20 protein-coding genes are annotated in these 17421 nt (G+C 68.8%); 10 read left to right on the forward strand and 10 right to left on the reverse strand.

Features of this window, described 5'->3' with window-relative positions:
• Positions 1-7: 7 nt before the first annotated feature.
• On the forward strand, positions 8-1576 hold the full coding sequence (locus FB475_RS14815; protein WP_141856389.1) for an LCP family protein: 1569 nt from the start codon (positions 8-10) through the stop codon (positions 1574-1576).
• Here the strand turns inward: FB475_RS14815 and FB475_RS14820 are convergent.
• Together FB475_RS14820 and FB475_RS14825 are read right to left on the reverse strand one after the other, a co-directional pair.
• Entirely contained in the window at positions 1573-2289 is a 717-nt protein-coding gene (locus FB475_RS14820; RefSeq protein WP_141856391.1) for a VOC family protein, read from the reverse strand. The genes FB475_RS14815 and FB475_RS14820 overlap by 4 nt on opposite strands.
• Positions 2290-2294: 5 nt before the next feature.
• Positions 2295-2897 (reverse strand): TetR/AcrR family transcriptional regulator, encoded by a 603-nt coding sequence (locus tag FB475_RS14825; RefSeq protein WP_141856393.1) that lies wholly within the window; start codon positions 2895-2897, stop codon positions 2295-2297.
• 103 nt (positions 2898-3000) lie between these two features.
• Between FB475_RS14825 and FB475_RS14830 the strand changes: the two genes are divergently transcribed.
• The 5 genes from FB475_RS14830 to FB475_RS14850 all read left to right on the forward strand — a co-directional run bounded on the left by FB475_RS14830 (position 3001) and on the right by FB475_RS14850 (position 7608).
• Positions 3001-4578, forward strand: coding sequence for an ABC-F family ATP-binding cassette domain-containing protein (locus FB475_RS14830; protein WP_141856395.1), 1578 nt, complete (start codon positions 3001-3003; stop codon positions 4576-4578).
• A complete protein-coding gene (locus FB475_RS14835; protein WP_141856397.1) occupies positions 4565-5398 on the forward strand; it encodes a Vgb family protein in 834 nt (277 codons plus the stop codon). Before FB475_RS14830 ends, FB475_RS14835 begins: the two co-directional genes overlap by 14 nt.
• A 57-nt stretch (positions 5399-5455) precedes the next feature.
• Complete coding sequence (locus FB475_RS14840) at positions 5456-6358, forward strand: UbiA prenyltransferase family protein (protein WP_141856400.1); 903 nt, start codon at positions 5456-5458, stop codon at positions 6356-6358.
• 78 nt (positions 6359-6436) lie between these two features.
• Positions 6437-7246: a phytanoyl-CoA dioxygenase family protein gene (locus FB475_RS14845; RefSeq protein WP_141856403.1), complete on the forward strand. Its 810-nt coding sequence runs from the start codon at positions 6437-6439 to the stop codon at positions 7244-7246.
• Between the two features lie 26 nt (positions 7247-7272).
• On the forward strand, positions 7273-7608 hold the full coding sequence (locus FB475_RS14850) for a cupin domain-containing protein (protein ID WP_141856405.1): 336 nt from the start codon (positions 7273-7275) through the stop codon (positions 7606-7608).
• Here FB475_RS14850 and FB475_RS14855 read toward each other — a convergent pair.
• Both FB475_RS14855 and FB475_RS14860 read right to left on the reverse strand, forming a co-directional pair.
• Positions 7605-8189 (reverse strand): YdeI/OmpD-associated family protein, encoded by a 585-nt coding sequence (locus FB475_RS14855; protein WP_141856407.1) that lies wholly within the window; start codon positions 8187-8189, stop codon positions 7605-7607. The genes FB475_RS14850 and FB475_RS14855 overlap by 4 nt on opposite strands.
• Complete coding sequence (locus FB475_RS14860; protein ID WP_141856409.1) at positions 8186-9151, reverse strand: helix-turn-helix transcriptional regulator; 966 nt, start codon at positions 9149-9151, stop codon at positions 8186-8188. Before FB475_RS14860 ends, FB475_RS14855 begins: the two co-directional genes overlap by 4 nt.
• 148 nt (positions 9152-9299) lie before the next feature.
• Here FB475_RS14860 and FB475_RS14865 point away from each other — a divergent pair, with 148 nt between their 5' ends.
• Positions 9300-10445 (forward strand): zinc-dependent metalloprotease family protein, encoded by a 1146-nt coding sequence (locus tag FB475_RS14865; RefSeq protein WP_141856411.1) that lies wholly within the window; start codon positions 9300-9302, stop codon positions 10443-10445.
• 133 nt (positions 10446-10578) lie between these two features.
• On the opposite strand, the gene FB475_RS14870 is transcribed toward FB475_RS14865, so the two are convergent.
• On the reverse strand, positions 10579-11412 hold the full coding sequence (locus FB475_RS14870; RefSeq protein WP_141856413.1) for an NAD(P)H-binding protein: 834 nt from the start codon (positions 11410-11412) through the stop codon (positions 10579-10581).
• 92 nt (positions 11413-11504) lie between these two features.
• Between FB475_RS14870 and FB475_RS14875 the strand changes: the two genes are divergently transcribed.
• Positions 11505-12437, forward strand: coding sequence for an AraC family transcriptional regulator (locus FB475_RS14875; RefSeq protein ID WP_141856415.1), 933 nt, complete (start codon positions 11505-11507; stop codon positions 12435-12437).
• 39 nt (positions 12438-12476) lie between these two features.
• Positions 12477-13121 (forward strand): putative immunity protein, encoded by a 645-nt coding sequence (locus FB475_RS14880; RefSeq protein WP_202878332.1) that lies wholly within the window; start codon positions 12477-12479, stop codon positions 13119-13121.
• Here the strand turns inward: FB475_RS14880 and FB475_RS14885 are convergent.
• The 3 genes from FB475_RS14885 to FB475_RS14895 are packed head-to-tail and all read right to left on the reverse strand — an operon-like array spanning position 13099 to position 14781.
• Positions 13099-13788: a dienelactone hydrolase family protein gene (locus tag FB475_RS14885; protein ID WP_141856417.1), complete on the reverse strand. Its 690-nt coding sequence runs from the start codon at positions 13786-13788 to the stop codon at positions 13099-13101. The two genes, FB475_RS14880 and FB475_RS14885, sit on opposite strands and share 23 nt — an antisense overlap.
• Before the next feature lie 9 nt (positions 13789-13797).
• Positions 13798-14178, reverse strand: a complete 381-nt coding sequence (locus FB475_RS14890) for a TIGR03618 family F420-dependent PPOX class oxidoreductase (RefSeq protein ID WP_141856419.1) — start codon at positions 14176-14178, stop codon at positions 13798-13800.
• Positions 14179-14190: 12 nt separating this feature from the next.
• On the reverse strand, positions 14191-14781 hold the full coding sequence (locus FB475_RS14895; RefSeq protein ID WP_141856421.1) for a dihydrofolate reductase family protein: 591 nt from the start codon (positions 14779-14781) through the stop codon (positions 14191-14193).
• 87 nt (positions 14782-14868) lie between these two features.
• On the opposite strand from FB475_RS14895, the gene FB475_RS14900 reads away from it, so the two are divergent.
• On the forward strand, positions 14869-15315 hold the full coding sequence (locus tag FB475_RS14900; protein ID WP_141856423.1) for a winged helix-turn-helix transcriptional regulator: 447 nt from the start codon (positions 14869-14871) through the stop codon (positions 15313-15315).
• Here FB475_RS14900 and FB475_RS14905 read toward each other — a convergent pair.
• Both FB475_RS14905 and FB475_RS14910 read right to left on the reverse strand, forming a co-directional pair.
• Entirely contained in the window at positions 15312-16136 is an 825-nt protein-coding gene (locus FB475_RS14905; RefSeq protein WP_141856424.1) for a phosphotransferase enzyme family protein, read from the reverse strand. The genes FB475_RS14900 and FB475_RS14905 overlap by 4 nt on opposite strands.
• A gap of 12 nt (positions 16137-16148) precedes the next feature.
• Entirely contained in the window at positions 16149-17363 is a 1215-nt protein-coding gene (locus FB475_RS14910; protein ID WP_238332156.1) for an MFS transporter, read from the reverse strand.
• Between the last annotated feature and the right edge of the window lie 58 nt (positions 17364-17421).

A 17421-nucleotide genomic window follows, 5' to 3' on the forward strand; every position in this document is an offset into this window, starting at 1 on the left:
AGAGGTCATGGCCCCGAGCAGAGCCCAGCGCGCCGCCCGCGCCCGCCGCGCAGGACCACGCACCTCAGGACCACGCACCGCAGGAGCAGGCCAGGCTGGACCACGCCGACAGACCGGGATCGGGGCGCTCGCGATCGCGGTGCTCGGTGTCCTGCTACCCGGTACGGCGTACCTGGTCGCGCGCCGCTTCAAGCTCGGCACGGTCGTCACGCTGCTGAGCCTCGGCCTGTACGGCGCTATGGCGTACGTCGGCCTGCGCAAGCGGGAGGAAGCGATCACCTGGGCACTGGATCCGTCGGTGCTGCTCTGGATGATCGTCGGCCTGTCCGTGATCGCGCTCGCGTGGATCGCGGTCCTGGTCACGTCGTACAAGATGCTCCGCCCGCTGACCGCCGGACCGGCAGCGCGGTCACTCGGGTCACTGGTGATCGGCGTGCTGTGTTTCGCGATGACGGTGAGTACGGCGACCGGCGCGCAGACGCTGATGGCACAACGCGAGCTGGTGAAGAAGGTGTTCGGCGGCACGGAGTCGAAGAGCCCGACGCGGCCGACGATCACCGGCAAGAAGGACATCTCGGACCAGCTGCCGCGACTGAACGTACTGCTGCTCGGCGCGGACGACGGCGCCGACCGGGACGGCGTCCGGACCGACTCGGTGATGGTCGCGAGCATCGACACCAAGACCGGCAATACCTCGCTGATCTCGCTGACCCGGAACTTCATGCGGATGCCGTTCCCGGCCGACTCGCCGCTGCACAAGAAGTTCCCGACCGGCTTCTGGGACCCGAAGGGGAAGAAGGAACAGCCCGAGTTCTACCTGGACGCGATGTACCGGAACATCCCGAAGCTGTACCCGGGCATCCTCGGCCCGTCCGACAACGAGGGCGCGGACGTGCTGAAGCAGTCGGTCGGCGAGGCGCTCGGGCTGCCGATCCACTACTACGTGCAGGTCAACCTTGCCGGGTTCGCGAAGCTGGTGGACGCGCTCGGCGGGATCACCGTGAACATCAACTACCCGGTCCCGGTCGGCGGCAACGACGACAAGAAGATCCCGCCCAGCCGGTACCTACAGCCGGGGCCGAATGTACCGCTCAAGGGCGGCGACGCGCTCTGGTTCGCTCGCGGCCGCTACAAGGTACCGACCGCGGACCTGGCCCGGCAGTCACGCCAGCGCTGCACCGTCAAGGCGATCGTGGAGCGGGCGACCCCGCAGAACGTGCTGGCGAACTTCGAGTCGATCGCGGAGGCCGGCCAGCAAATGATCCGGACCGACATCCCGCAGAAGGTGCTCGGCCAGCTCGTCGTGGTCGGCGAGCGGGTGAAGAACGCGAAGATCACCAACGTCGACCTGGACAAGAAGAAGAACTTCCCCACCGGCCGGAACCCGAACTACGCGGGGATGCGCGCGATCGTGGCGCAGGCGATCAACCCGGCCCGCCGGACCACCACACCCGTTCCGCGCAGGACCACCACCACGACCCCGTCGACCATCGCGACCCAACCGCGCGTGACCACGAAGCCGCCGGCGGGCGATCTGACGTCGGAGTGCGCCTACCACCCCGGACCACCAGGCTAGGGCCGCGGGCCGATCAGGAGGCAGAACTCGTTGCCGTCGGGGTCGGCCATCGGGATCGCGGCGTCGCCTTCCTGCCCGCTCTCCAGCCGGCTGGCACCGAGGGCCACCAGCCGCTCGACCTCCGCCTCGACATCGCCGTCGGCCGGCACCACGAGGTCGAAGTGCATCCGGTTCTTCGGCGCCTTCGGACGGATCGGCGGCCCGCCCCAGGCGAGCTTCGGTCCACCGGTCGGCGCCTGGATCGCGGTCTCCTCGTCCTGGTCCCAGACCAACGGCCAGTCGAGCGCCTTGCTCCAGAAGTTCCCGACCGCCCGCGTACCGTCTCCGGCCAGCTCGCCGAGGAACGCGGTGTTCGCGAGGTAGTTGTTCCCCGCCTCGATCACACAGAACTCGTTGCCCTCCGGATCCGCGAGCACGATGTGCAGTTCCTCCGGCAGCTGTCCGACGTCGAGGTGCCGGCCGCCGAGCTCGAGCGCCCGTGCCACTGTCTCCTGCTGCTGCTCGGGCCTGTCGCTGGTCAGGTGGAAGTGGATCTGGTTCGGCCGATCCTTCTCGACGTCACTCGGCAGGAAGCGCAGCCGGAACCCGGTCTTCTCGTCGGGCAGCAACTCGTGACCGTCGGTCTGCTCCCAGCCGAGGAGGGCGCCCCAGAACCGCGCCAGTCCGGCGGGATCCTTTGCGTCCACCGACAGTGCGTACAAAGAGGCGGTCATGACCGTCACGGTAGGTCGGCGCCCTTGACGCTCGCAAAGTGTTTAGCCGCCACGCGGGCGTGGTAGTCGGCTTGCGCGCGGGTCATCGGCTGCCGGAGCAGGACGAGCTGGTGGTAGATCGGCGCGGTCGCCGTGAGCAGCAGTTGATGTGCATCGACGTCGGCCGCGATCTCGCCGCGCTCGACGGCCCGGCGTACGACGAGAGCTGTGCGGGCGTAACGGTCCTTCCAGAACCGGGTCAGGGCCTCGGCCGCTTCCGGCGTACGGAAGGAGGCCGCGATCACGGCCTGGGTGATCGACGGGCGAGCCGTCAGAGCGGCGTGGACCTCACGGTTGACCGCGATCAGGTCGCCTTCGAGCGTGCCGGTGTCGGTGGGTTCCCACGAGTCGTCGGCTCCGGACTCGAGCAGGTCGACGAGTAGTCCGGGCACGGTCTTCCAGCGCCGGTAGATCGTCGTTCGATGGACGCCGGAACGTTCGGCGACGGCGTCGATCGTGAGTCCGTCGTACCCGTGCTCGGCGAGCTCGGCCTGCACCGCCGCGAGCACGTCGGCGCGCACCCGGGCGGTCCGTCCTCCCGGCCTGCTTGCGCGATCGGTGTCGATCATGGCATCATCTTAACGCAACAGTCGTCGCATTTAGGGAGCAGCCAGTGATCTTCTGACCCGCCGTTCGCCAACCACGAACCCGCGAGAGGTCAGGAGGATCCTCATGTCTACCCAGCTGTCCCTGCACGACGTCACCAAGTCCTACGACCACCGCCTGGTGCTCGACCGGATCAGCTGCGCCTTCCCACCGGGACAGGTCAGCGGCCTGATCGGCGAGAACGGCTCCGGCAAGTCGACGCTGCTGCGGATCCTGGCCGGTCTCGAGCCGGCCACCGACGGTACCGCGACGGTTGCCGGAAGCATCGGCTTCCTCGCCCAGGACAACCCGCTCGACCTGGACCTGGACGTCCAGGCCCTGGCCGATCACGCCCTGGCCGACCTGCGCCGGATCGAGTCCCGGATGCGCGAACTCGAAGCACTGCTGGCGGCAGGCCAGGTCGACGTCCTGGACGAGTACGGCGAACTCCAGACCGTCTTCGAGATCCGTGAGGGGTACGACGCGGACGCCCGCTTCGCTCGTGCGACGTACGGTCTCGGGCTGTCGGCGCTGCCCGGTGATCGCCGGTTGTCCGAGTTGTCCGGCGGCGAACTGGCCCGGCTGCACCTGGCCGCCGTCCTCGCGTCGTCCCCGGAGGTCCTGCTGCTCGACGAACCGACCAACCACCTGGACGTGTCGGCCGCGGTCTGGCTGGAGGACCACCTGAGGTCCAGGCGCGGTACGACGGTGGTCGTCTCGCACGACCGCGCGTTCCTGGAGCGGGTCGCGTCGACGCTGTTCGAGGTGGACGGCGACACGCACCGGCTGACGCGCTACGGCAACGGATTCCAGGGCTACCTGCACGAGAAGGCCGCCGAACGGGCGCGGCTGGAACAGGCCCGGCAGCAGTGGGAGGACGACGTCGCGCAGATGCGCGTGATGGTCCGTACGACGGCCGACCGGGTCGCGCACGGGCGGCCGATGAAGGACAACAACAAGGTGGCGTACGACCGGGCGAGTGGTCGGGTGAACGAGGCGGAACGCAGCAAGATCCGCAACGCCAAGGAGCGCCTGCGCCGCCTGGAGGAGAACCCGGCGCCGGTGCCGGCCAAGCCGCTCCGGTTCACCGCCTCGATCCGTACCACGGGCGCGGCGGCCGGGCTGGACGCGGTCGGTGTCGCGGTCGCCGACCGGCTGCGGCCGATGTCGCTCGAAGTACCCGCTGGTGGCCGGGTTCTGATCACCGGACCGAATGGGGTCGGCAAGTCCACGTTCCTCGACGTACTCGCGGGTGTGCTCGAGCCGGACTCCGGGTACGTCGACCGCCGCGGACGGATCGGCTACCTCCGGCAGGAGGTGGACGAACCGCGACCGGACGAAACGCTGCGCCAGGCGCTGGCACGGCACCCGGGCGCGGCCGGGCTCGGACTGTTCCGGCAGGAGCAGCTGCAGACCCGGGTCGGCGGGTTGTCGACCGGTCAACGCCGACGTCTCGCGCTGGCGCGAGTGCTCACCACGCCGTACGACGTACTGCTGCTGGACGAGCCGACGAACCACTTGTCGCTCGTGCTGGTGGAGGAACTGGAGGCCGCGCTCGACCGGTATGCCGGTGCGCTCGTCGTCGTCAGCCACGACCGCCGCTTCATCTCCCGCTGGCGCGGAACCGTCATCGACCTGAAGGAGAACCTGTATGTCAGTCAGTGAATATGCGATCGACGGCGCACCGTACGGCGTGGTCGCGGGCGGCGGTGAGGTGTGGACGACGCTCGTCCACACCGGCAAGGTCGCGACCGTCTCCGGGCGGGTGTTCGACCTCGGCGCACCCGAGTCCCGGCCGAGCGTCATCGTCGACGGCCCGGACGACGCAGTCTGGTTCACCCGGAACGGCGACGACCGGGTCGGGCGGATCGGGTACGACGGGGTCGTGTCCGCGGTCGAGGTCGCCGGCGCGCCGTACGGGTTGTGCGTCGGACCGGACGGCGCGTTGTGGTGCACGACGATGAGCAACGACTCGATCGCTCGCATCACCGTCGACGGCGACGTCACGACGTACCCGATCGGTACCACGGGCGCGTTCCCGGGGATGATCACGTCGTCTGCCGGGGACCTGTGGTTCACGCTCAACCAGGCGAACGCGATCGGCCGGATGACGGTGACCGGCGCGGTCACCAGCTATCCCCTGCCGCCCGCGGGCGCCGGGCCGGTCGGGATCAGCGCGGGACCCGACGGCGTCTGGTTCACCGAGATCCTCGCGAACCAGGCGGGTTTCATCGATCTCGACGGCGCGATCCAGGAGTTCACCCTGCCGGCCGACTCGAAGCCGCACGCCGCCGCGGCGACGGCGGACGGTTGCTGGATCACCCTGTGGGCGGCATCATCCCTCGTTCACATCGATGCCAAGGGCAACATCACCGAGCGGTACGACTTCGGCGAGGGCGCCGAGCCGCACGGGCTGTGCGTCGACGGTTCGGTCTGGGTCGCGCTGGAGAAGGGTTCCGTGGCTCACATCCAGTCTGGCGGGTGAGCAGGTTCACTCGGTGGAGGGAGGACGCGACGCACCAGCGAGGTGGACAGTGGAGTTGTGAGCACGGACGTGCAGGTACTCCGACCGCGGGTCCGTGACGTCGTCGCGGTCGGTCGTCCCGCGTTCTGGGTGGTCTCGATCGTTCCTTATTACACAGGGATTCTGCTCGCCACGCATCGGCTGCTCCCGCCAGTCGAGGAGTGGCCGCGGCTCGTCATCGGCGCCGTCGTGATGGGACCGCTGGTCTGGCTGGCCGTACCCGCGGTCAACGACGCATACGACCTGCCGAGCGACCGGCTCAACCCGCGGAAGGCCAAGTCGCCGCTGCTCGACGGGCGGATCACACTCCGGGCGGCGACCCGACTGGCCTTCGCGGCCGCCGTCGCCGCGGTCGGACTCAGCCTGCTGGTCGGGGTCGTGTTCGCGCTGGGCGTGCTCCTCGCCGTCCTCCTCGGGTACGCGTACTCCGTACCGCCGGTCCGGCTGAAGACCCGCGCCGGCTTCGACGTCGCGGTGAATGCCCTTGCCCTAGGGGCTTTCGGGCCGCTGGCGGGGTGGGCCGCGATCAACCCGGACCTGAGCGACTTCCCCTGGCTGATGGGCCTGCAGGGCACGCTCGCCGCCATCGGCCTGTACCTGCCCACCACCCTCGCCGACCTCGAAGCGGACCGTGCCGCCGGCTACCACACGATCGCGGTCCGCTTCGGCGCCCGGACGACGTACCTGATCGGGTACGGCGCCTGGATCGCAGCCGCCGCACTGTCGGTGATCCTCGCCGCCACCGGCACGATCATCCCGCGCAGCATGCTGCTGCTCGAGGTCGTGATGGTCCCGGTCCTGATCGCGGCCTACCGCAAACTCATCGGCCCGCACCAGTCCTTCAGGGGCATCGTCGTGCTGGCGTCGCTCTTCCTCATCCCGTGCGGGACGTTCGCGCTCACGTACACCGGAGTTCTGTAGCGGATGCACGTGCACCAAGGGCAAAGATTTGATCACTGATCTTTACAGCGATGGAACGCGCAGGAACTGTTATCTCTCATGACTCTGACCCGCCCGGAGCTGGAGACCGACTACAACCTCAGCCGGTCCGACCTCGCCCACTTCGCCGAGCACGGATTCGTCAAGCTGAAGAACGTGCTCAGCCCCGAGACGATCGCGGAGTACGAGCCCGAGATCACCGGCAAGGTGATCGAACTGAACACCCAGCACCTGCCGCTCGAGGAGCGTGACACCTACGGCAAGGCGTTCCTGCAGGTGTCGAACCTGTGGCAGGACAGCGAGCGGGTGCTGGAGTTCGTGTCGTCGCCGCGGCTGGCGCGGATCGCGACGCAGCTGCTCGGTGTGCAGTCGGTCCGGCTGTACCACGACCAGGCGCTCTACAAGGAGTCCGGCGGCGGCGTCACGCCCTGGCACGCGGACCAGTACTACTGGCCGTTCGCGACCGACCGCTGCGTGACGATCTGGGTACCGCTGCAGGAGACCCCGATGGAGATGGGTCCGCTGTCGTTCGCGGCCGGCAGCCAGACCTTCGAGCACGGCCGCGATCTGCCGATCAGCGACGAGTCGGAGCGCGTCCTGCAGCAGGCGCTGAAGGAGCAGAACTTCACCGAGGTCTCCGAGCCGTACGAGCTCGGCGAGGTCAGCTACCACCTCGGCTGGACGTTCCACCACGCGCCGCCGAACACCACCGACATCCCGCGCCGGGTGATGACTGTCATCTACGTCGACGCGGCGATGCGGATCGCGCCGCCGGTGAACGGCAACCAGGTCGCGGACCTGGCCACTTGGATGCCGGGCAACGAGCCGGGCGACCTCGTCTCCTCGCCGCTGAACCCGGTCCTCTACTGACCTCTGTACCTATTAGTATGTACGGCATGACCGAATCGATCAGCCGTGTCGTCGTCCTCGACCAGCACCTGCCCGCACCGCTCCCGGTCCAGCGCGTCGAAGTACGCCGGATCACCATCGAGCCGCACACCGCGGTCGGCGCCCATGTCCACAACGGGCCCGTGTTCGGGAACATCGTGTCCGGATCCGCCGTCTACCAGCAGGGCGCCGACGACGAGCCCCAGGTCCTGCGCGCCGGCGACGTCTTCTACGAACCAGCCGTCGACCGGATCAGCCGCTTCGACACCGAGGACGAGGGCGTCACGTTCCTCGCCTACTTCCCGCTGACCGACGGGCAGGAGGCAACGCTCGACCTGATCTAGAGCGTCCGCTTCTGGGGGTAGATCGTCTCGCCGCGGGCGAGTTGCCCGACGTACAGCGCGATCCGCTTCGCTCTGGTCTCGGGGCGCTTGGCGTCGTTGACGCGGTAGATCACGGCGAACCGGTTCGCGCTGGTGAGGATCTCGAACATCGCCAGCGCCTTCGGCTCCGCGGCCAGCGCCGCCGCGAGGTCTTCCGGCACTTCCCGCGTGCTCGCGCCGCCGTACGCCTTGTCCCACCGGCCGTCCGCCTTCGCGCGTTCGACCTCGGCACGCCCGGCGTCCTGCATCCGACCGTCCTGCTCCAGTCGCGCGACGATGCCGACGTTCCGCTGGGACCACATGCTCTTCGCGCGGCGCGGGGTGTACCGCTGGACGAAGGTCTGCTCGTCGCGTCCGCGCCGCTGCCCGTCGATCCATCCGTGACACAACGCTTCCTCGAGCGCCTCGTCGTACGTCAGGCTCGTCGGGTCCGTGACGTTCTTCTTCGCGAGCACCAGCCAGACGCCGTCGGAGTCGTGATGATGCGCCCGCAGCCACTCGTGCCAGGCGCCGGCGTCGGCGACGATGAGCTCACTGGTCATGAGGCGGCCTCCTGGTAGCGGGCGGCGAGTTGGGTGGCGGCGTCCTTCAGTTCCTGCGGACCGACGAACTCCAGTTCGCACTCGAACATGCCGAACATCGCGGCCAGTCCGGTCCACGACCAGCCGGTGAGGGCCAGCCGGCAGCTGGTCGGGGTGAGCTCCTCGACGAACGCGCCATGACCGGCCCACTGCGCGATGTCCGACGCCTTCGCCTGCAGGATCGCCTCACCACGACAGGGGTTCTGGTCCTGGCCGCGGAAGCGGCTGGAGATGTACGTCGCGACGTCGGGCGCCGGCAGTTCGCGCGGGGTGAAGCGCGGGCCGGTCGGCGTCTTCGGCGTCATCCGGTCCACGCGGAACGTCCGCCAGTCGTTGCGGTCGAGGTCCCAGCCGACCAGGTACCAGCGTCCGCCCCACGTCACCAGGTGATGCGGCTCGACCTTCCGGGGCGGCGGCCACGCGCCTTCCGGCGTACCGGGCGCGGCGTAGTCGAAGCGCAGTACCTCCTGGGCGCGGACCGCCATCCCGATCGCGATCAGGTGCTCCGAGTCGACCGTCGTACGGCGATGCGCGTACCGATCGACCGTGGTCACCTGCAGGGCGTCGACGCGTTGCCGCAGCCGAGCGGGCATCACCTGGCGGACCGTGGCCAGCGCCCGCAGCGCACCCTCCTCGATCCCGGTCACCGTTGTTGTTGCCGTCTGCAACGCCACCGCGACCGCGATCGCCTGGTCGTCGTCGAACAGCAACGGCGGCAGCTCGGCGCCCGCGTCCAGGCGGTACCCGCCGTCGGGGCCCTTGGTAGCGCGGACCGGGTAGCCGAGGTCGCGCAGCCGGTCGACGTCACGGCGTACCGTCCGCGGGCTCACCTCGAGTCGCTCCGCGAGCAGGGAACCCGGCCAGTCACGCCGGGCCTGCAGCAACGACAGCAGCGCGAGGAGACGAGCGGAGGTTTCGGCCATGTCCTCAGACTGCCATGAGTAGCGGCCAGATTTTGTCCGCTATTGAGTCGGGTGACCCAAATGCGCCAGTGTCGCCGCTGCGCCGACCTCAACGATGGAAATCACCTACGGTAGCGCTCAGATCACCCACCGCCCCGAAGGAGATCTGATGAGGCCCCGCCCCGCCTTGTTCGCCGTCCTGACCTCGCTGACCATCGCCGCACTCGCCGGTTCTAACGCGGTGGCCGCGCCGCCGCCCACTGCCGAGACGAAGAAGGTCGTTGCCACCGACACCGATGGCGACTCGCTCCCGGATGCCTGGGAGACGAACGGGTACGACGCCAACGGCGACGGAGTCGTCGACGTCGACCTGCCCGCGATGGGCGCGAACCCGAAGAAGAAGGACCTGTTCGTCGAGCTGGACTACATGTCGGGCCGGCTCGCCAGTACGGCGGCGCTGGACCGGATCGTCCAGGTGTTCGCGTCCGCACCGGTCGGCAACCCGGACGGCTCGACCGGCATCACGATCCACCTGGACGCGGGCGCCGCGCGCGGCACGAAGTACGACCTCGGCGGTGGCAACGAGGTGCCGTACGACGCCGACCTGAACCCGTCGGCCACCCAGACGAACGCGATCAAGGCCGCCAACTTCTCGTCGACGCGCAAGGCAGTCTTCCATTACATGCTCTGGGGTGACAGCTACGACGGTGGCTGCAGCAGCGGGCAGGCGTTCAACATCCCGAACGACACGTTCATCGTCACGGTCGGCCCGAAGTGCAACTGGAACGCGACCGACGACGTCAACGTGGGTACGTTCGTGCACGAACTCGGTCACAACCTCGGCCTGAAGCACGGCGGCACCGACAACCTGAACTACAAGCCGAACTACCTGAGCGTGATGAACTACTCGTTCCAGCTCGGCGGTGTGCTGAAGGCTGACGGCACCAAGTACTGGGGCTACTCGAACGTCCAGCCCACCTCGATCAACGAAGCCCGTCCGGACGAGACGGTCGGCCTCGGCAGCCTCGGCGCCGGATACCGGACCAGCTGGAAGTGCCCGAACGGCACGACCCGGACCACGGCCGGCGCCGCGAACCAGCCGATCGACTGGAACTGTGATGGTGACACCAACGACACGACCACGGCGGCCGACGTCAACGGCGACAAGACCACGTCGATCCTGATCGCCCAGAACAACTGGGCGAACATCGTCTTCGGCGGCGGCGCGGTCGGCGGCGGCACCGCACCCCTCGCGAAGACCCCTGCCTCGGAGCTGAAGGAGCTCACCCACGCCGAGTGGACCGCGCAGCACTGAGTCTCCGCCTCCCCCGCCTTCAGGTGGGCGGGGGAGGCGGACCGCCAACACTCAACAACCTGCCGCAGCACGCGAGTGCTGAGCGTGCGAGCGCCCGAGGGGCCACGGTTGTTGAGTGTTGGGCGTCCGCAGTTCAGAGCTCCCACACCCCGGTCTTCGCCGTTTCCCGGGCCCACTCCGTGAAATCGCGGGGCGGGCGGCCGAGGACCTGTTCGACGCCGTCCGAGACGTATTCGGAGCGGTGGTTGCGGATCACCGTGAACAGGTCGCGGACCGCCTCGGCGTCCTCCGGCGGGAGTCCGTGCTCGAGCAGTTCGGCGACATGCGCCGCCGGGTCGAGGTCGACGTACTTGATCCGACGGCCGGTCGCCGCGGTCAGCTCCTCGGCGATCTCGGTCATCGTCAGCACGCGCGGCCCGGAGATCGGGATCACCCGACCGGCGTACGACGGGTCGAGGAGCGCGGTGGTCATCACGTCGCCGACGTCGTTCGTGTCGATCCACGCCTCGCCACCGGTGCCCGCGGACAGGCGGATCTCGCCGGCGAGTACGTCGTAGCGCAGGAAGTCCTCGCTGAAGCCCTGCGCGAACCATGCCGGCTGCACGATCGTCCAGTCCAGATTGCTCTCCCGTACTACGTTCTCGAGTTCGAGCTGACCGTCGTACACGGCGAAGTCGCGCCCGGAACCGCCGACACCGCGACCGGACAACAACACGAGCCGGCGGAGCCCGTCGGCCTGCTGGACGAACCGGCCCGCCTGCGCGAGCCCGGTCGGTCCGACCGGCGGCGCGAGGTACGCCGTCTCGGTACCGCGGACCGCGTCCGCCCAGGTGCTCTCGTCGTACCAGTCGAAGCGCTGCTCGCTGGAACGCGACGCGAGCCGGCACGGGACGCCTCGGGCGTCAAGCTGTGCCGCCACGCGACGACCGGTCTTGCCCTTGCCACTGAGGATCAGGATCTCTGTCATGTCCCCAGTCCACCGGCTCGCGATGAGACAAACCATGGCTGTGTGCCGCAATCCGATGTTCGAAACACTCACGTTGTTCTAGGCTCGTCGTCATGGACGTGCTCGACGAACTGCTCACCGGGACCCGCGCGCAGGACGGCGTGTTCAACCTGACGATCCTGGATCGACCGTGGGCGCTGGAGATCCGCGACGAGGCTCCGCTCGCGCTCGCCACGATCGTCCGCGGCTCCGGCTGGCTGATCCGGGAGGGCGTCGAACCGCAGCGGATGGAACAGGGTGACGTCGCGATCGTCACCGGCCCGCAACCGTACGTCGTCGGCGACACGGTGCAGACCGTGCCGGTGCTGCGGATCCACCCCGGCGGCATCTGCGAACGGTTGCCGGGGGCACCTATCGACTACTCGGCGCAGCTCGGGGTGCGGACGTTCGGCGACCGCAAGACCGGCGAGATCATGGTTGCCAGCGGCACCTATTCGGTGGCCGGTGACGTCAGCCGACGGCTCGTCACCGCACTCCCCTCGGTCCTGGTCGTTCCGGCGGCCGAGGTGGCGGGCGCGGTGATGGACATGATCACCAGCGAGATCCAGCGCGACGTACCCGGCCAGCAGACCGTTCTCGACCGTTGGCTCGACCTCGCGTTGATCACTACCTTGCGCGCCTGGTTCGCCCGGCCGGAGTCGCACGCACCTGGTTGGTACCAGGCGCAGACCGATCCGGTGGCCGGTGCGGCGTTGCGCTTGCTGCACGAGGATCCGGCGTACCCGTGGAGCGTGACGGAACTCGCGGATCGCGTCGGGGTCTCCCGTGCGTCGCTGGCCCGGAGGTTCACGGCGGTCGTCGGCGAAGCGCCGATGAGCTACCTGACCGGCTGGCGGATCACCCTCGCCGCCGACCTGTTGCGCTCGACCCGCGATACGGTCGAGACGATCGCCCGCCGGGTCGGGTATGCGAACGCCTTCGCGTTGAGCGTTGCGTTCAAGCGGGTCCGTGGCATCACGCCGACGGACCATCGCCGCGCTGCGTGAAAGTCTCAAGTCCGGGGTTCAACGATATGGTTGAGGTCCATGGGTTATGACGAGATCCCGCTCAGCCTCGACGAGTTGCGGCAACTCAGCCTGTGGACGGCAGAGTGCGCCGAGCGAGCACTCCCCCTCTTCGAAGCGGCCTCACCGGGAGACCGGCGCGCGCGGGACGCGATCGAGGCAGCGCGCACCTTCGGCACCGGCGGCCGCCGAACAAAGGCGATCCGAACAACCGCCTTCGCAGCCCTCAAAGCAGCCGGCGAGCTTGCCACCGCGGCAGCTGGTGCTTCCGCCGGCGCCGCAGCCGGTGCTGCGCCCAGCGCCGGGGTTCGTGCTGGCGCCGGAGTCGGTGGGGCCGGTGGGGCGGTCGGTGGTGCGGTGGGGGCTGGGGAGGCTGCTGCTCGGGCTGCGGTGGGGGCTGCTGGGTCGGCTTATCTGCATCCGTTGGCGGCTGGTACGCAGGTGAAGCACGTCGTGGCGGCGGCGCAGTATGCGGCGTATGCCGAGGAGTTGGCGACTGGGGATCCGGCGGCGGCCGACGCCGTGGTCGAGTGGGCGCTCGAGCGCGCGCCAGTTGCCGTCCGGGAGGTGATCGCGCGGTATCCGGAAGGCTCACCCGGACGCGGTCGGCTGGGCGAGCTGCACCGGCAGTTGGAGGCCGAGCTCAGGCGACCGTCGACTTCATGAACGCGAGCGCCTGCGGCCACGCCAGCCGGAACGCCTCCGCGTTGACGTCCTTGCCGTGGCGCGACTTGTCCGAGAACCCATGCTCCGCTCCCGGAAAGTACTGCGCGAACGTCGCCCCGGCGGTCCGCGCCTGCAGCACGGTCTGCAGCGTCTCGAAGTCCGCGTTCGGTACGGCGGCGTCGGCGCTCGGATAGCTCACCAGTACCGGCGCCGTGATCCCGGCCGTCTCGGCGATCGCGTCGTACGTGTGATGAGCCGGCCGCTGCGACGGCACCGTCGGATGAAAGGCGACCACGTTCGCCACCCGCTGATCCCGCGCCGCGAGCAGCAACGCGAACCGTCCCCCGAGACACCACCCGATCACGCCGACCTTGCTGCACCCGAGCTCGTCGAACAGGTAGTCCAGCAACGCACTCTGCTGCCCGAGCGCCGCATCGTCGTCCAGCTCGCGCGCCAGACCGCCGAGCTCCTCCCGGGTGGCGTTGTCCGTACTGCGTCCCTCGAACGGATCCCACGCCAGCGCGGTGATCCCCTCCGCCGCCAGCTCATCGGCCCACGCCCGGACCTGCTCGCCGATCCCGGTGATCATCGGCAACAGCAACATCCCGGCCCTGCCGACCCGCGCGAGATAAGCGTCCTGCTCCCCGACCGTCACAGTCACACCCATGGGCGCATCCTAGATCCCAACGGTTTGGTGCTCCGCCTCGATGACGCCGACGACCCGGTCGAGGTCCCGGGAGTACGGCTGGCCGATGTACTTCATCGCGATCTCATCGACCAGTCGCCAGCCCTCATCACCGTCGATCCACTGGGTCACGCGACCGCGGACGATGACCGGTTCGTACGGCTTGTCGACCGGAGCCAACGACAGGGCGACGCGTGGATCGCGGCGGAGGTTGACCGCCTTCTGGGAGTTGGGCCCAGTGAGGAAGATGATCTTGTCGTCGAGGGTGCTGACCCACAGCGGGATCGAGTGCGGCGAGCCGTCCGGGAGCACGGTGGCCAGGTGGGCGATCGACGTGCTCTCGACGGCGGCGCGTACGGCGGGCTTCAACATGGCACGACTCCTTCAGCGAACGATTTCGTAGTGGAGGTGGGTGACGCCTGGGGCCGGTACGGCCTCGACCAGGTTCAGGCGGATGTGCTCCGGGAGCTCCTGGAAGAACGGGCGGCCGGCGCCGAGCAGGATCGGAACCTGGTGCAGGATGATTTCGTCGACCAGCCCGGCCCGCAACGCCGACGTCACCACACCGCCGCCCATCAGGCCGATGTCCTTGCCGCCGGCCAGTTTCCGCGCGGCCTCGACCGCGTCCTCGATCGTGTGCGCGAGGGTCTGCCGGTCGCTGATCTCCGCGACCGGACCGTGGCTCAGCACGACCAGGTGCGCGTTCGGGTGCGGGCTGTTGCCGCCGAAGTGGCCGGAGTCGTCGTACGTCTTGTGGCCGGCGATCACCGCGCCGACCCGGGTCGCGGCGGCGTCGAACACCCGGGCGCTCGGCGCGCTCAGCCTGAAGCCGTCGAAGGCCTGGCTCGGGGTGTCGCCGTCGAAGTACCAGTCGAACAGCATCGGTGCGTCGCCGAGACCGTGGTCCGGACCGGAGCCGCGCCCGGTGATGTACCCGTCGACCGAGACCGCGAGGGCGGCGAGGACCTTGCTCATCGTTGGTTCCTTCCGGTTCGGAGTTCCTTGAAGGAACGCTAACATGTTGGAGTTCCCTGAGGGAACCCAAACAGCTAGACTGATTCCATGCAGCGCACAGACTTCAGCGAGATGAGGTGCTCGATCGCGCGCACGCTGGACGTGATCGGCGAGCCGTGGTCACCCCTGATCCTGCGCGACATCTGGGTCGGCTTCTCCCGGTTCGAGCAACTCCAGGCGGACCTCGGGATCTCCCGCAAGGTGCTCACCGAACGGCTCAATCACCTGGTCGACCGCGAGGTGATCGAACGCCGCCCGTACGACGCACGCCCGCGCTACGAGTACGTCCTGACCGACCGCGGCCGCGAACTGGTCGACGTCCTGATGGTGATGGTTGCCTGGGGCGACAAGTGGCTCGCCGGTACGGCGGGTCCGCCGGTGCTGTACCGGCACAACGCCTGCGGCGAGATCAGCCACGTCGACCTGACCTGCGCGCACTGCGGCAAGCCGATGCACGCCGACGACGTCGAGGTCCTCCGTGGCCCCGGCGCCTAACCGCAGTACCGCTTGAAGATCTCCAGCTTGCGATCGACCGCGTCGATCCGCTCGAATCCCCACGTCTCCACGCCGGGCCGGTCGACTTCGTTCATCACCCGCGCCGAAAGGTCCCGCAGGCCGCGGGCGAGCAGCGCGAACTCCAGGTAATCGGCGTCCAGGTCGTCGGCGCCGTACGCGTCGAGGAACTCCATCAGCGGCTCGCCGTCGGCGGCGACCCACAGGTCGTACTCGCGGGGTCCGATCACCGCGTTCTCCCAGTCGAGGATCGCCGCCACCTCACCGTCCGGGCCGATCAGTACGTTCAACCCGTGGAAGTCGGTGTGGCACACGACGTGGCGCACCGGCTCGAGCCGCGACCGTACGTCGTCCAGTCGCGCCATCGCCGTACGCACCACGTCAGCGCGATCCGCGATCCACGGGTGCTCCAAGTACTGCGCAAGGTTGCGGATGTGGGGCTCGCTCACGTCCGCGGGTGGCAGCGACACGGACAGCGGCGCCTCATGCACCTCGCGCAACGCTCGGGCGACCACCCGCCAGTCGTCCCAGGTCGCCGTACGCCCTTGTACATAAGGGAAAACGGCGTACGCGCGGGAACCGCTCAGCGCGGACAGCTCACCGCGTACGGTCCTCAGCGGCTCGACGACCGGGAGGCGGAGCGCGTTCAACTCCGCTAGTTGGATCAGGCCCGAGGGCTCCGAGCCGTCCTTCCAGCGCTTCACGAACCAGCGGCGGTCCGCCACCCAGCCCTCGGTGGCGAAGCCGCCGTCGTGCGGTACGAGTTCGCTGACGCTCAGCCCGTAGTCGCGTTGAAGGTCCACGCTCGCATCAGATCACGACTTCTGCGCGGCCAGCATTCGGATTACCGCGGCATTGACGAGAATCAGGATCAACGCCGAGAACAGCAGGAGCGCTACCTGGGCGGGCAGCAACGCGATGCCGAGGCCGATTGCGAGGACCGGGATGGCGAGGCCGGCGTAGGCGATCAGAAAGAGGGCGGCAAGTACTTCGCCGCGGGACGACGGGTCGGCGAGTGAGGCGGCGGTCGCGACCGCGCCGCGGAAGACCAGCCCAACGCCGGCGCCTGCGACGACGCCGCCGATGACGAACAGCCACAGGTTGGGGATCAGGCCGCCGGCCGCGACACCGACCAGGCCGACGCTCATCGCGATCAGGCCGAGCCGCAGCTGCTGCGGGCGCGACATCCGCACGAAGACGACCTGGCTCCCCGCACCCGCGATGAACACCGCGAATGTGACGACCCCGGCGAGCAGGCGCGACGTGTGGTGCAGCACGCCGGCCAGGAACGTCGGCGCCAACGAGGTGGACAACCCGAAGATCGCGAACGCCGCGAACGCACCGATCGCCGACGCGAAGAACAACGGACGCGCGGACGACGGCAACGCGACCCGCTGCGGACGGTACGCCGGACGCTCCTCCAACCGCTCCACGGTCTCCGGCACCAACGCGATCCCGACCGCACTGATCAGCAGCAGCACCAGGAAAATCTCGTACGGACGCCGCAGCGGCGCGTCGACGTACTGCGCCAGCAACCCACCGATCAGCGGGCCGAACGCCAGGCCGCCGAGGTTCACCATGCTGGAGATCAACGCCGACCGGCTCGGGTCCTCCCCCGGCCGCGCGATCTGCCGCAGCTCGGACAGATGCGCGGTGGCGGTCGCCGTGAGGACGCCGACCCCGACACCACAGATGAACCGCGCGAGCAGCAGCCCGGGGACGGCCGGCCAGATCAGGAAGATCGCGGCGGACAGCGCCTCGGCGAGTACGGCGAGCAGCGCGACCCGGCGGCGCCCGAGCCAGTCGCTGACGTGACCGGCCAGGTACAGCGACGCCATCACGCCGACCGCATAGCTGGCGAAGATCACCGTGATCACGTAGGTCGGGAAGCCGTCGCGCTGCTGGTAGATCGCGTAGAGCGGGGTCGGGATCGTCGAGAAGGCCATCGTGGTGAGGAAGGCCGCCGCGATCACCCAGAACCCGGGGGCATGAGCGAACCGGATCCGTGCGCCGATCCGCGAAGACGTCATGGTGGACATGTTTCCAGCGTGCGCCGCCGGATCTATCGAGTCCAACGAAAGTTCTTGC

Origin of the sequence: Kribbella jejuensis (assembly GCF_006715085.1) — a bacterium.
In the GTDB taxonomy this organism is placed as follows: Bacteria; Actinomycetota; Actinomycetes; order Propionibacteriales; family Kribbellaceae; genus Kribbella; species Kribbella jejuensis.